The following is a 14,477-nucleotide window of genomic DNA, read 5'->3' as shown; positions in this document are numbered from 1 at the left end:
AGTTGACCACGCTGCCGCGGGGCAACTGCTCCAGTTCAGGCACCACGTCCTCCAGGTTGAGGGCCACGCTCTTGAGGCCCATCCCCTGCAGGCCGCGCAAATAACAGAAACTGCACTCGACCGGGCAGACTCCCTGGGCATAGTTGCCGCGCAGGAAGCCGCGGATCGGTTCGGCGCCGCGCTCCTCTTCGGGTGGGCGCGTGCCAGCGATCCAGGTCTGGCGCCCCTGGCGGTAGGCCACAATCGGGGTCCAGGCCCCGCAGGTGGTGCCGGCGCCGCCGACAAAGGGGGCAATGAACTGCGGACGACCCGCGCCGCCGCGACGGATCAGCAGCAGGAGGCGGGCTTTGCGCTGGGCTTCGTCCTGCACTGGCCAGAGCTGGCGATGCAGGGCCAGGGCCTCGCGGGCAACCTCGGTACGACTGTGCAGCCGCCGCAGATGAACAGCGGCGACCAGCGGCGCCAGCCGGGCCGCGGCAGCGCTCGCCTGCTCCTCCTCGTGCGGACTGTGGGCATGGAGGAGCAGGTGCGCGGGTCGCTGGGGAGCCAGCCGCTGGCGGTTGGCGAGCAGGCGCCTGGCCCGCTCACCCGCCACGCCCGTTGCAACCGCAGCATCCAGCGCCACCAGATCGATCTTAGCAAGTTGCTCCAGCATGGATGTCTCCCGGCCCCCATTCTCCTCCAGAGACTGTGGTTGCATCTCACTCTTTTCACAAGAAGGCTTCATCGTAGTTCCCTCTGTGGAACTCACACTTCATCACTGTTCCCTTGATGGCTCCATACGACCAGGCGCGTAGAGTGGCACTACGATAGAATGTTTGTTCAGGGCTTGGGCTTTCATTATACCCCTAGAAAATAAACGAAGTCGAGCGAACGGAGACAACGGGCTAGAAAAGCACCAGCTAGCACCCATCTGGCCCCCTCGTCGCCCCCAGTTTCGTCCCGGTTTCCATCTTGACAGACAACCGCTCTATATGGTATCTAATCAATAAGCTAACGCAACCGGTTGCGTAGATAAAGCGACCGGAGAGAAGCAGTCAGGGTAGCGGATCGCAGCGCAGCGACCAGTCAGACAAGCAATGAGGAGACTGCGGTCAGGGGGTCTCTGATGACCACACAGGAGCAGCACATGGCAAGCGCCGGCCCGAACGAGCCGCGACAGTCCGGGGAGCAGCTCGGGCAGATGCTTCCCGAGCTGAACACCGCGCGGCCCACGATTGCGGAGATTGCCCGGCGGGCGGGCGTCAACAAATCCACCGTCTCGCGCGCCCTGCGTGATGATCCCTCGATTCCGCAGGCCACACGCCAGCGCATCCAGGATCTGGCCGCGCAGCTCAACTACGTGCCCAACGCCAGCGCTCGCCACCTCAACCACGCGCGCACTGACACCATCGCCCTGGTCTCGCGTGCCCTTAACCTCGACACCGGTGCCGGCAGCGCCGACCCCTTTCTGGTCGAACTGCTCGCTGGCATCGCAGATGAGGCCGCCAGTCATCACTTCGACGTTCTCCTGGTGAGAGCTGAAGAGGGAGAACGCGAACTAGGTGTCTATCAGCGCATTCTCGGTGGACGGCACGCCGACGGCGTGATTCTTACTGACCTGCGTCCGAACGACCATCGCCTCGCCTATCTGTGCCGTCACCGCTATCCCCACGTGCTTTTCGGTCGCTCCGCTGAAGATCTGGCTGAGGCCCGGCTCTATCCCTATCCCTGGGCCGAGGTCGACAACCGCAGTGGGGCCAGAATCGGCACCGAGCATCTCATCGGCTTAGGTCATCGGCGCATCGCCTTCATCGGTGGAGGCGATACCTATCACTGGGAGCGCGATCGACGTGCCGGCTACCGCGAGGCCCTGGCGCAGGCTAATCTGCCCTACGACCCACGCCTGTGTATTCCAAGCGGCATCTCTCAGAAAGACGGCTACCTTCTCACGCAGCAACTACTCTCCTGGGAAGAGCCACCAACAGCCATCTTTGCCATCAGCGATGTGCTCGCCGTCGGTGTGATGCGAGCCGCGCTTGATGCCGGGGTCCAGGTCGGACCCGCTTTCTCAGTGATTGGCTTTGACGGTCTCGGGCTTGGCTCGTACTTAACTCCCCCGCTCACGACCCTACGCCAGCCCATCAACGAGGTAGGGCGCATCCTGGTGCAACTACTGTGCGCCGTCCTGCGCGGTACCCCGCCGGAAGAGCCACACGTCTTTCTACAACCAGAGCTGATAGTGCGCGCCTCGACGCGCGGTTACTAGTTACTAATCAATAAGAGCCACAACGCCAGAGTACAGCTGTCTTCCTTGCGTCTAGAAGCCGGAGCAGCCAAACCAGTATTGCCGAAGAGGAGATAAGGAACTGTGTACGAAGAGCAGCAAGATGGTCCAGCCCTGCAGGCGCGTCCCGACGGGAAGCGTTACTATGCCCTCAGCGGCAGGCGCCTCTATACCATCGCCACCTTAGATGGTCGCTTTCCCGACATGGGCTGGCACCAACCAGGCGAGATGGGTGGTTTGTGGGCTCCGCCACTCAAACTGCTTGACGGCTACTGGTTTGGGCTGCGCCTGGCCGGAAGCGAAGAAACGCACTGGCTCACCGCTCCCGAGCGCTGGCAATGGAGCGCCGCCGGTGTAACATTCAGCTATACACTCCCGGCGCTGAGCCTCGCCGTCGAGCGTCGCGAATGGATTGTGCCCGATGAAAGCGCCCTGGTCATCGAATTGACCTTGAGGGCACTGCCTGGTTCAGATCACCAGAGCCAGCAGCAGGCCCGGCCCCTAGAGGCCAGGGCCAGCAAGGCGGAGCCACACCTGAGAGAGGCAGCGGTCAGCGAAGTGCTCTGCGGCCTGGTGGCACGCAGCGATTTGCATGGCGCCTGGATGGCCGAGGAACGCCTCGGCTGGCACGACGGAGAAGACCTGGCCGAGTATGATGAGGAGCTGGCCGCCGTCGTGCTGCGCGACGCGCTCCACCCCACGTGGACGGCCTGCGTGGGAGCCACAGTCACTCCCATTGCCTGGCAGGTAGGCCACTCCATCTGGGGGCCGGAGCGCACCGGCGGACGCGGCACCGGCGCCGCGCTCTGGTATCGCTGCCAGGTCTCCTCCGCTGGCCCTGCGCGGCTCAGCTTCCTCATCACCGGTCCCGCGCGCAGCGCGGGGTCGGCTGCCGACCTCTTTGCTCGCCTGACGCGTGGGGGACGCGTCTTAGGCGGCCTGACGCCTGTGCTCGTCGAAGCTCAGCACCGCGCCCAGGCTGAGTCTCGCTCCCCCTTCGAGCACTGCGTCCTGTCCTCGCCCGATCTGGCTTTCAATGAGGTTTTCGCCTGGTCTAAGGCCAATACCGCCCGCCTCCTACTGGAGGTGCCAGGCATCGGTGCCGGTCTGATGGCCGGCCTGCCCGACTTCCCCTGGTGGTTTGGCTGCGATACGGCCTATGGAGTGTTGCCACTGCTCCCCATCGGGCAGACCGAGGCTGCCGTGCTTAGCCTGCGCACCCTGGCCGCCTTCGGTGAACGCTGCGACCCTCACGGCTCCGTGCCTCATGAAGTGCTCCCCTATGGCCAGCTCTGGGCGAGCGGTAACCTGGTGGAGCTGCCGCTCTTCGTGCGCGCACTCTACCATACCTACTGCTGGACTGGGGACCAGGACCTGCTGAGAGAGCTGTTCCCCTTCTGTCTGCAGGCCCTGCGCGCCTGGCCGCTGGCTGACTGCGACCGGCGCGCTACCCTGGTCCCCCACGGCAAAAGCATCGTAGAGACGCCGGAGATGGCCAGCGAGGAGGTGCAGGCGCTGGACGTGGCCGCCTACCTGGCCGAGGCTCTGGATTGCCTCGCTATCCTGGCCACTGAACTGGACGACCCCGGGCTGGCCACCGACTTGCGCCAGCGCGCCGCGCAGACTCGCGCCCATGTGCGCGACGCCTGGTGGGTGCCACGCGAGGGCCTCTTCGGCGATCTCTACGCCTCCCCTCACAGTCTGCGCCAGCACCAGAACCGGTTGCAGACCCGCGCCGCGGAGGCCGCCCGCACTTCAGAGGAGGGTGAGGCCCAGGTCCTTCAGGAAGCGGCAGCAGCTCTGGAGCAGGCCCTTCAGGAACAGCTCGCCTCCTCCGATTCCAGCCGCGCCCAGGCCGAGGAGGTTCCTCGCCCCTGGCTACTATACCACATGGTCCAGGCTCTGGCTCTGGACGCTGGCCTGCCCTCGCTGGCTCAGGCCAGTTCGCTGCTGGCACGCCTGGAAACACCCGAGTGGCAGGAGACCTGCGGGTTGGTCCTCAATGCCCGGCGCAACCGAGCGGTCATGACCTTACCTTCAGGCGCCCTGGCAGTCGGCGCGGCTCGCTACGGTCACGCCGATCAGGCCCTGGCCTGGATGCAGCGCATGAGTACCGCCTTCGGCCTGGCCTCACCTGGTACGCTGAGCGAGTACGCTCCCGACGGGGGCTGCTTCTTACAACTCTGGTCAAGTTACGGCATCGTCTGGCCCGTCGTACACTATTTCTTCGGCCTCCGCCCCGAGGTGGCCAAACGCCGTCTACTCTGTATTCCCCAGCCCCCCAGTAGCTGGCCCCGGGCTGCCCTGCGCCGCATCCCTCTGGCCTCGGCTTCTCTCGATGTCGAGCTGACCGTAGAACAGGATAGCCTGCAGGTGCAGCTCACGATTAGTGAACCGGACTGGGAGCTGCTGCCCGGCCTGGCACTGCTTCCCAACCAGCGTATCTGCGAGGCTCGCCTGAACGGCAGACCGGTAACACTCCACCCGGTCCAGCTCACCGGGTTCGAGGAGCGCACTATCTGGCTCGCTCCAGCCTTGCAGCAGACCACTGCCTATGAGCTGCTGGTGCGCTGGTCCCCTTCCGCCATCACGGCTGGTCCATAGGAGGTGAGCCTGAGCTAGTCTGTGTCTCAATTACTCGTTGTTTCTAATCAATTATCTTTACTCGATCTTTCTTGCAATGATGCAAGAATTACAAGAGGAGTAACGACGGCACTCTTACTTGACCTGTCGCTCTGTCCATATCCAGCCCCGTCAGATGCAGCCGGGGCAGGCCGTGGCATGGCTGGAAGGCGCTCACTCAGCCTCTTGCGCCCACGGAACCGCACCGCCCATGCTGGCCTGACAGAGGAATCGGTAGAGTAGCCGATGAGAGCAAACAAAGGAGTTCAATTATGTCGGGTAGAACAAGAAGAAGGAGCCTCTGGAGTATTTTGATGGCCCTCACCCTCGTGGCCCTCCTCGCTGCCTGCGGTGGCAGCAGCAGCAGTAGCGGCGGCACGACCAGTGGGGCCAGCCCCAGCGCTACGGGGCCGAAAAACGCTCTTGTGCGCTGTCCGAGCAATACCAACACCACCGCGGCCAGCCCTGAGACCGGTCAGATCCATCTGGTGGTCGCTGGCTGGGCCTCCACGCCAGCGGAGGATGCCCTTGTCAAGCAGGGTCTGCAGAATTTTGAGAAGCTGCATCCCAACGTGACTGTGACCTGGACGCCCATCCCTGGCGACTACGCCACCAAGATGCGCGCCAACGTTGCCAGCGGCAATGTGCCTGATGTCTTCTATCTGCAGCCGCCGATGGCCCAGGAGTATATCCCCGCCGGCAAGCTGCTCAATCTCAGCCCCTATATGGCGCGCGACCATGTCTCGCCTTCGACCTACTATCCGTCGCTGATGCAGGATTTCGACTGCGCCGACGGCACGGTCTTTGGCATCCCCAAAGACTGGAATTCACTTGGCCTATTCTATAACAAGACGCTCTTCCAGCAGGCCGGTCTTGGCGATCCCTCCAACTGGACCTGGGATGACCTGAAGAACGCCGCCCAGAAGCTGACGAAGCGCGGCAGCAGCCCGGCCAATAGCGTCTATGGTATCGCCCTGCCCGCCGATGCCTCGCGCTGGGGGGCCTTCCTCTTCGCCAACGGCGGTCAGATGGTCTCTGCAGACGGAAAGCAAGCCCTCTTTAATAGTCAGGCCGGCATCCAGGCGGCGGAGTTCTACACCTCCTTCGAGCTGAACCATACCGGTGTCATGCCCGGCGATGTGGGTGCCAGCTGGGACGGCGATGCCTTCGGCAAGCAGCAGGTGGCGATGACTCTGGAAGGCGGCTGGATGATCCCCTTCCTGGCCCAAAACTATCCCAAGGTCCAGTACGGCATCGCGCCGCTTCCCATCGGACCGAGCGGCAAGCGGGGCAACCTGCTCTACACCAACGCCTGGGCCGCCTACTCTGGCACAAAGTATCCCGGCATGGCCTGGGAGCTGATCAAGTATATGACCGGCGCCGACTATCAGACGCAGGTGCTGCATGACGGTTTCGCCCTCCCAACCCTGACCTCGCTGGCCAACGACTCCTACTTCCAGCAGAATCCGGGGGTCAAGGTGCTACAGGACGGGGCCGCCTACGGTCAACCCGACTTCTACGGCGTGGCCGATACCGAAATCCACAACGATGTGAGCAACGCCCTGCAGTCCATCATGCTCGGCAAGCAGTCGGCTACCGACGCCCTCAATGCGGCAGCCCAGAAGGTCAATACCTGGATACAGCAAAACGTCGCACCCTAGCCCTGGCCGCTCGCGCTCGGGTGCAGGCGCGAGCGCTCTGATCCTGTAGAGAAACAGGAGAGCGGGGGCAGCCAGGGAGGGCCGGTCAGACGAGAGCCTCCCCGCCCTCGTTCTGTCTGGCCACACTCTGGTCCTTCGCTCTCCTGGCTCCTGCTTGAGAGCCACGTCCACACTACTCATCTGGTCTGCAAGATGATAAAGGAGCCTTGACTATGCAACTGGCAGCAAGCAAAGCTCGTCCGGGCGGTCCTCCCGGGACGCGCCGCGGCCTGCCTTTCAAGATCAACCGGCGCAAGCTGACAGAGACCCTGACAGCCTACACCTTCCTGGCCCCTTACCTCTTCGTCCTGATCGTCTTCACGCTGATCGCCATCGTGACGGCGCTCACTCTGAGCTTCTTCTACGTCGACTTTGGCTTTACCACGCCAATCTTCTACGGCTTTCGCAATTACCTGAACATCTGGTACGATTTGACGCACGATGGCGACTTCGCTGTTGGTCTACGCAACTGCGTCGAGTACACGATTGGCGTCGTAACCCTTCAGACGATTCTGGCACTCTTTCTGGCCCTTCTGCTCAACCAGAAAGTGCGCGGACGGGGCTTCTTCCGTACCGTCTTCTACCTGCCGGCCATGACCTCGTCAGTGGCCATCTCACTGATCTTCTACTGGCTCTACCAACCCCAGGGGGGCATCAACTATGTGCTCTCGCTGCTGCACATCCAGGGGCCGGCCTGGCTGGAAAATCCCTCTACAGCCCTGCTCGCCATTATGCTGCTCAACATCTGGACCACAGCCCCGACTTTCATGTTGATGTATCTGGCAGCCCTGCAGGATATCCCGTCAACGCTCTACGAGGCCGCCCGCGTCGATGGGGCCAATAGCTGGCAGATGCTCTGGAAGATCACTGTGCCTCTCCTGCGTCCGACCACCTTCGCTGTGGTAGCCCTTGGCTCCATTGGGGCCTTCCAGATGTTCGACCAGGCCTTCGTGATGGAGGGCGCCAGCGGGGCCCCGCTACGCTCAACCCTGACGGCGGCAATGGTCATTTATGATACGGCCTTCCAAAAGTCGCTGATGGGCCTGGCCTGCGCTCAAGCCTTTGTGCTCTTCATCATCATTTTTGCCGTGACACTGCTCCAGAAGCGTTACATCGACGTCAACATCCAATACTAATGGGCCGTGGCCAGCTTACCAGCTAGGCAGGCAGAGAGGTAAACGAGGCAGGCCGCGCCTGGTCTGTCTCTCAAGCAAGAGCGAGGAGTAGGAGCTATGAGTACAATCGGAAGCGTAGCCAGAGTAGAAAAGGCGCATCTGCCGTCAGTTGCCGTCTCTATGCGGCGTCGGCCCCCACTGCCATTGTCGCCGAGTCGTCTATTGCTCTATGTTGTGCTGGTCGGTTACGGGCTATTCTCGCTGGCCCCCTTCCTCTTCGCCTTCTCATCTTCATTCAAGACCTATGCACAGGTGCTCTCGTGGCCACCGAGCCTTTTGCCCAACCCGGCCACCCTTGACAACTACCGCTTCATCCTGAGCGGGGCCCAGCTCTTCCCGCGCTATATCCTGAACTCGATCATCTACGCCGGCGCTGTGACGGTCCTCAATGTCTTGCTGGCCTCAATGGCCGGCTACGCCTTTGGGCGCATGGAATTTCCCGGGAAAAACTTCTTTTACTTGCTGACGCTGGCGGTCCTGATGATCCCCTCACAGCTCATTCTGATCCCGAAGTTTCTGGTGGCCTATACATTGCACTTGACCGATAACTATGGCGGATTGATTGTGCCAGCGATGGTCACGCCTACTTCGGTCTTCCTGATGACGCAGTTTCTCAAGACGCTGCCGCGCGAGTTAGAGGAGGCGGCGCTGATCGACGGCTGTTCTCGTTTTCGGGCCTTCTGGCAGATCATTTTCCCGCTGGTCCGGCCAGCCGTCACAGTGGTCGCGCTACTCTCATTCCAGGGGGCCTGGAATGAGTTCCTCTGGCCACTGATTGTAATGTCCCACCAGGAAAACTACACTTTGACGGTGGGCCTGGCCTTCTTCAAAGGCAACTATGTGACCCAGTACAATCTGGTGCTGGCGGGCGCGATGATTTCGATTGCCCCGCTGGTGATCATTTTCTTCATTTTCCAGCGCTACTTTATCCAGGGTCTGTCTACGTCGGGCCTGGCCGGCAGATAGAGGCCGGACTGGCACGACAAAACGATATTCGTAGAGCGATTGTGGTGAAGTTTATGCACGAGTCGGAACAGACTGCTCTTCTCGTCCGCTGGCTAGAGCGAGGACGCGCCTGGTTGGATGAGTTACAGACGCCCACCGGCCTGCACGCCAGCAGCGCGGCTGATCATTATCACGCCCTGTTTGGACGTGATACACTCTGGTCGGTGTTGCTGGTGCTAGAGGCCGCGCGGCTGCGTCCGACTGATCGGGTGCTGGCCTCTTGGGTTGGAGAGTTCGCCGCTCGTGGTCTGCGGGCGCTGGCAGCGACACAGGGCACGAGCGAGCGTGACGAGAATGAGGAGCAGCCGGGCAAGATCATTCATGAGTACTGGCCAGAACCGCGCCGCTGGCCCGAGGGCGAATGGCCATTGTGGGAGGGCCGCTATTATGGCTCAGTGGATGCCACCTACCTCTTTCTGATCGCCGCCGCGACGGTCTGGCAGCAGGTTGAGGGCGGGCGGCAACTGGTCGAGCAGCTCTGGCCCCATGTCCTGGCAGCACTCGATTGGGCCTTGAAGTACGGCGATGTCGATAATGATGGACTGATCGAGGTAATGCCGCGCCAGCCTCGCGGCCTGGGGCTGCGCAACCAGGTCTGGAAGGACAGTAATGACGCTTTGCTGCTCGAAGATGGCGCTTCCCCCAGGCCACCAGTGGCCTGGATCGAGCTGCAAGGCTACGCCCTGGCCGCTTTCCGTGAGATGCGACCCCTGCTCCAGGCCGCAGGAGCTGAGGCCTCTCTCTTGCGCGAGTTAGAGGAGCGCATAGAGCGCCTGCGCAAGGGCCTACCGCGCTTCTGGCTGCCCACGGAACACTGTCCTGCTATGGCCCTCTCTCCCGAGAAGCAGGCCATTCCCTTGGTGGCCTCCAATATGGGGCATCTGCTCTGGTGCGCGGCTCTGGAGGAACCCTACGCCTCCCAGACGGCAGAGCGCCTGCTCCAGCCCGACCTGCTCACCTCCTGGGGTATCCGCACGCTCTCACGCACCTCGTACGCTTTCGACCCGTATTCCTACCACCGCGGCACCGTCTGGCCATTCGATAATGCCATCATCGCTTCCGCTCTCTGGCGCATGGGCCGCCGTAGCCAGGCTTGCATGATCAGCCGGCGCCTGCTGGAAGCTCTGGCCCTCTTCGATTCGCCGGTGGAACTCTACTGTGTTCTGCCGCCGGAATGGATTCTGACCCCCACTACGGGCGGAGCCGAGGTGTTAGCGGTCTACACACGCGCCTGCAAGGTTCAGGCCTGGACCGCCGCCGCTCTGATGCTGGCCGCGACCCAATTGCTGGCTGAGGCCGGCTGATGAGCAGATGGCCACCAGGCAGTCCCTCCCGTCAGCCTGCAGGTAGGCAGACAGACAGGCAGAGACATGGACGAAGGCGTGTGAGGCCAGAGAGGCACACGGTCGCCGGTTACAGCGTGGCATAGACCGGGCAGAGCCGTGACCCACCTCCGCTTTCCCTGTGGTCAGCTTTCTGCTCAGCTTGGGCCGGAAGCCAGAGGTGCCAGGCCCCCCTGAGCCAGCACATGCAAGGTAAAACGAGCCGCATTACTGGCAGCCTTGCGCTGCCGCCGCTCCTTGTTTACATGCTTGAAGCCATCGGCCCAGTCGGCAATGGCCTTGACGAGAATCCAGTCGACTTTATGGTGCTGGGCCGCCGCACACAGCCCAGCTCCCTCCATCTCTCCGCCGATGGCTTCTGGCTCCAGGGCCTGGAGCTGATCACGATACTCCTTGTCATTAACCAGTTTCTCGCCAGAAAGCAGCAGGCCAAAATGGACGCGCTGTCCCATCCAGCTCTTGGCGCCGCTCTTGAAGCGATCCAGCAGCAACGGCGAGGCGGTCACCCGGTCACCACGCAGGCGCACGCTGCGCTGACCCTCACGGGCCACTACGGCCTGTAGTTCGTAGGCCAGGATCTGGCGCGCCACCAGAATGTCGCCAATGTGCTGTTCGCCAGGCTTGAGGCCAAAGGCGATGCCCACCATGATGACCGCCCGCGGCTGCAGATGACGAATGCCCTCGCTGACTGTGAGAAGGGAGCCAGCAACACCACCTTGCCCCATCTCAGACTGCACCATGACCAGGCTGGTACCGCCAACTTCGCCCAGAAGATAGTAGGTCTTCTGATCAAGATAATACTGCTCAACCTGTGAGAAGAGGGCTAACACCGCCTGGGCTTCGACCTCGGTGACCGTCACGAGCAGCACATCGGTGCGCAGCCTGGGCTGCGAGGTAAGAGTATTGCCAGCGAGAAGAGCCGCTGGCGGGGAGACAGCGCGCTGCTCTATGGCTTGCTGCGCTGTGGAGGCAGGAACAGCGGAGCGCTGCGTTTCCAGCTCGGTCACCCTGACCGCGATGGTCGGCCTGGCACTGAGCAAGGCCTCTAGCTCACGAAAGAAGGTGGCAGGCCGCCCACATGCTCCGCAGATCAAAAATGGCGCGCTTTCTCCATGCCGTGCCTCGATGATGCGAAGCAGCCGATCGTCTTCAGGAGGAGCCTCTGGGACCACATAGTAAATGCTGCTGTGACTGGTCGTGCTCAGGAGCCGAAGGATAGCCTCTTCTTGAGTAGGCGAACCTACGACGATCAGGTCCTCGTTTAACTCTCGCTCCAGGCTTTCACGCAGTGGATAGCGAAATTCTAGCAGATCAGGGAAGTCAGGAGCGAGGACACCGGCCTCCAGGCTGCCAAAGAGCTTGAGGAGCAGGATCTCAGGCCTACGCGCCTGATCTCTCAGCTTTTCTTGAAGATAGACTTCGCTTTCGCGACCAAGGACGAGCTGACAGAGCTGCTCTAACCCTAGCCCTTCGCTAACAAAGGCGCGTTCCAGCAAGGCATCGATCCCGCTTGTCAAGATCGTCATAAAGTAGCCTTGCTTGCAGAGGCGAGCCAGAGCGCGATAGCCGCTCAGGTCCTGAGATGCTTCCTGCAGAGCGAGGCCCTGCTTCAGCACTCCAAGGCGATCATGGGGACCGAGCTGATGGAGATAAGCCCGCAGGTCGCTCCAGCCCTCGCTGTGACAGATCGCTTTGCGTACCTCGGCGCTCAGGCTGGCGGCGAGGGTGATTACAACACGATAGGGCTGATCTCCCTGCCGCTTGCGCAGGTCGAGCAGCCGGGCCAGGTGCTTCAGAGCTTGTGGCACATCTGTTTCCATCGCTTTCTCCTCTCTAGCGGCTCAGCTGCAGAGCAGCCGCGTCCCACGCCGGCGCAAACAGATGGCCAGAGCAGAGCAGATACGAGCGTGGAACAAGGTGGCCTGCCTTCTCCGCGCTCCCTCCCTCAGGCTAGAATGTAAACAGCGTCCCATACTTGAGCACCCGCAACGCCTCCAGGCGCAGCACATCAGGAAAGAGGGCTTGATAAATGGCACAATTTGGAGATCGGACATCGAGTCGTCCAGTCAGACGATAGGTCAGCAAAGGACAGCCACCTGCGCACCAATAACGCCAGCGACAGGTTCGACAACCCTCTTTCTCATCAACAGGCAGGGCACGCAGCTCACCAGAGGAGCGACGCACCGCCTCCAGCGGGTCCTCAGCTGCAATGGTCGTAGTCGTCTGCCCGAGCGCAGCATGACAGTGTGCCACCCCTCCGCGCTGATCGATCACCAGATAGTTGCGTCCCATGCCACAGGCGTAGCGAGAGGCCAGACCGGGATGGGTCCGATCGAGCAGCGAGCCGAACAAGCGGCGACGCGGCAGACGCCTCTCGATCACCGCAAAGGCGGCTCGCATGCCCGCAATCATCTCCTCTTCCTCAAATCGAAGATCGTCAATGTTAGCAGCACAATCGTGTTCGCGGTAGTAGCTTAAAGCGAAAGGAACATCGCGTTCCAGCAAATACTCCAACAGGGCAGGCAGGCCAGCGAGGTTGCGCCGTGAGACCGTCACATTCACAGACGGAGGCCAACCTGCGGCCAGCAAGCGATCGAGAGCGCGCTCAACGTAGGTGAACGAGCCTTGACCATGCCCAAAGGGGCGCTGCAGATCGTGCTGCCGACCGAGACCATCGAGCGAGAGCATGACCCTGATATGGTGGTCCTTCAGGGCAGCCACCGCTCGCTCGCTGAGGGCCACCCCATTGGTGAGCAAGGAGGCACTTACCTTGATCTGGGCCTCTTCTCCCAGAGCAAGAGCATAGTTGTGCAGAGCCAGCACCTGGCGGAGGCGCAATGTTGGCTCGCCACCGGCGTACTTCAGATGCACTGCTCGATAGCTGTGGCGCCGCGCGGACCGAAAGATGGCCTCGACTGCCCGTCTGGCGGTCTCCTCAGCCAGATGCTCGGAGCTTTTGCGGACATAGCAATACTGGCAAGCCAGATTGCAAGCATTCGTGATATGTAGCCAGGCGGAGAGGATCATGCCCTCCTCTTTCGGCCAGGAAGAGCCATCCTGAGTCGGGTCAGCCTGCACAGGGAGCAGGAAACCCAACCCAACCAGCAAGCGCAGCAGCGAAAGCAAGTTCTCGGGGGGTACCTGAGAGAAAGCCTGAGCGGCCTCGGTGGGCGAGGCAGGCTGCTCAAAGTAGCGGAGCAAAGCCAGAGCCTCGCTGTCTAGAACAGCCAAGTGCACTGCCGTCAGCTGCTCAGGATTGCAGATCAGCCAGCACCCGGCTGTACACTCTTGCCAATAGAGAGAAGGGGACATCTGTAGTTGGCCCGAGCCGCTGTTAAGATCGCCCGGGTTCTCTCCCGGCAGCAGCGGCTGATCTCTCCAGCCGCACAGTACCTCTCTTTGGTCAGTGAGGCTACACTCATCGGGAGGTCTGCACTCATTAGGGGTTCCACCCTCGTGAGAGATGCCCCAGAGGGGATCAAGATCAGCCCAGACGTTCATTCGTACATGTCACCCCTACAGAAAGAACTGAGCGCTAGCGAGCGGCAAGCAGACGGATCGCACTACAAGACCAGCAGCGACGGCACAAGACTCCCAAGGACCAAAGAACCCAGGTCCAAACAGACTGTCCCCTCTGCCTCGGAAGGATACCAGCTAGCCTGGCATACTCAGGAGTTGAGCAATTTCCTCACAGGCCCGGTCCAGCTCAGGATACGGCTCTGCCAGGCCACGCTGGCGCCAGTCCTCACGGACCAGCTGCGCGATCAGAGGGACCTGTTCCAGGGGGAGAGCGAGCAGACGCCCGAACAAGCGGCGTTGCGCCTGGTGATATTCCAGCACGTTGTGCTGAGCCATCCAGGCACAACTGTTCACATAATGCTGGAAAGCCTCCTCAACGCGCTCCTCCTCCACAGCCAGGTCGCCCAGCACTTCCTCGCCCCACCCCAGCAGGAGACAATAGCCCTCCTCCTCGGCGATCGCACGCGCTTCCTGCCAGGCCGCCTGCGCTTCCTGGTGCCGGCCCAGGTGGAACAGCGCTTTCATCAACTCGACCAGGCTGGCCACCAGCTGATAGCGATCTTGTACGTGACGCGCATGCTCACAGGCACACTGCAGATGCACAAGTGCTTGCTGCCAGTGTCCTTGCTCCGCTGCGACTTGCCCCTGGTAGTACTGGCTGTTGATGAAGACCTCCTCATCAAAGCCGGTCACCAGCGCCTCGGCCTGCTTGAACAAGGTGTCAGCCTCCTCCAGCTGTCCTTTGCGTAGGGCCACCTGCCCCAGGCGGTTATAGGTGGCTGCCAGCCCCGTGCGATAGCCCACATGGGCATAGCACTCAAAGGCCCGGCGAAAGTGCTGCTCCGCC

Annotated in this window: 10 protein-coding genes; 6 read left to right on the top strand and 4 right to left on the bottom strand. The window is 61.8% G+C overall.

The genetic code is table 11. From position 1 onward, the window contains the following. Window positions 1–700, bottom strand: a 700-nt coding sequence (locus tag IRZ31_RS14330; protein ID WP_297154790.1) for a hypothetical protein, incomplete at its 3' end; no start/stop codon positions are given. Window positions 701–1,108: 408 nt separating this feature from the next. Between IRZ31_RS14330 and IRZ31_RS14325 the strand changes: the two genes are divergently transcribed. From IRZ31_RS14325 to IRZ31_RS14300, 6 genes are all read left to right on the top strand, one after another. Further along, window positions 1,109–2,248: a LacI family DNA-binding transcriptional regulator gene (locus IRZ31_RS14325; protein WP_297154789.1), complete on the top strand. Its 1,140-nt coding sequence runs from the start codon at window positions 1,109–1,111 to the stop codon at window positions 2,246–2,248. 102 nt (window positions 2,249–2,350) lie between these two features. Then, window positions 2,351–4,870, top strand: a complete 2,520-nt coding sequence (locus IRZ31_RS14320) for a hypothetical protein (protein WP_297154787.1) — start codon at window positions 2,351–2,353, stop codon at window positions 4,868–4,870. A 290-nt stretch (window positions 4,871–5,160) separates the two neighbouring features. Further along, entirely contained in the window at window positions 5,161–6,549 is a 1,389-nt protein-coding gene (locus IRZ31_RS14315; protein WP_297154785.1) for a sugar ABC transporter substrate-binding protein, read from the top strand. A 212-nt stretch (window positions 6,550–6,761) separates the two neighbouring features. Next, a complete protein-coding gene (locus IRZ31_RS14310; protein ID WP_297154783.1) occupies window positions 6,762–7,724 on the top strand; it encodes a sugar ABC transporter permease in 963 nt (320 codons plus the stop codon). A 96-nt stretch (window positions 7,725–7,820) separates the two neighbouring features. Then, window positions 7,821–8,729 (top strand): carbohydrate ABC transporter permease, encoded by a 909-nt coding sequence (locus tag IRZ31_RS14305; RefSeq protein WP_297154781.1) that lies wholly within the window; start codon window positions 7,821–7,823, stop codon window positions 8,727–8,729. Between the two features lie 53 nt (window positions 8,730–8,782). Then, window positions 8,783–10,072: an amylo-alpha-1,6-glucosidase gene (locus tag IRZ31_RS14300; RefSeq protein WP_297154779.1), complete on the top strand. Its 1,290-nt coding sequence runs from the start codon at window positions 8,783–8,785 to the stop codon at window positions 10,070–10,072. A 176-nt stretch (window positions 10,073–10,248) separates the two neighbouring features. Here the strand turns inward: IRZ31_RS14300 and IRZ31_RS14295 are convergent, their stop codons facing one another. From IRZ31_RS14295 to IRZ31_RS14285, 3 genes are all read right to left on the bottom strand, one after another. After that, complete coding sequence (locus IRZ31_RS14295; protein ID WP_297154776.1) at window positions 10,249–11,931, bottom strand: hypothetical protein; 1,683 nt, start codon at window positions 11,929–11,931, stop codon at window positions 10,249–10,251. A gap of 130 nt (window positions 11,932–12,061) precedes the next feature. Beyond that, window positions 12,062–13,348: a radical SAM protein gene (locus IRZ31_RS14290; RefSeq protein ID WP_297154774.1), complete on the bottom strand. Its 1,287-nt coding sequence runs from the start codon at window positions 13,346–13,348 to the stop codon at window positions 12,062–12,064. Between the two features lie 417 nt (window positions 13,349–13,765). Continuing rightward, on the bottom strand, window positions 13,766–14,477 hold a 712-nt coding region (locus IRZ31_RS14285; RefSeq protein ID WP_297154772.1), incomplete at its 5' end, for a tetratricopeptide repeat protein.

Origin of the sequence: Thermogemmatispora sp. (assembly GCF_019683635.1) — a bacterium.
GTDB lineage: Bacteria > Chloroflexota > Ktedonobacteria > Ktedonobacterales > Ktedonobacteraceae > Thermogemmatispora.
The sequence above is the reverse complement of the archived record's forward strand: the minus strand, read 5'-3'. Positions and strand labels throughout refer to the sequence as shown.

Excerpts from the sequence above, each read along its gene's own strand:
- IRZ31_RS14300 (WP_297154779.1), top strand. The coding sequence starts at position 8,783 with ATGCACGAGTCGGAACAGACTGCTCTTCTCGTCCGCTGGCTAGAGCGA.
- IRZ31_RS14325 (WP_297154789.1), top strand. The coding sequence starts at position 1,109 with ATGACCACACAGGAGCAGCACATGGCAAGCGCCGGCCCGAACGAGCCG.
- IRZ31_RS14315 (WP_297154785.1), top strand. The coding sequence starts at position 5,161 with ATGTCGGGTAGAACAAGAAGAAGGAGCCTCTGGAGTATTTTGATGGCC.
- IRZ31_RS14305 (WP_297154781.1), top strand. The coding sequence starts at position 7,821 with ATGAGTACAATCGGAAGCGTAGCCAGAGTAGAAAAGGCGCATCTGCCG.
- IRZ31_RS14295 (WP_297154776.1), bottom strand. The coding sequence starts at position 11,931 with ATGGAAACAGATGTGCCACAAGCTCTGAAGCACCTGGCCCGGCTGCTC.
- IRZ31_RS14310 (WP_297154783.1), top strand. The coding sequence starts at position 6,762 with ATGCAACTGGCAGCAAGCAAAGCTCGTCCGGGCGGTCCTCCCGGGACG.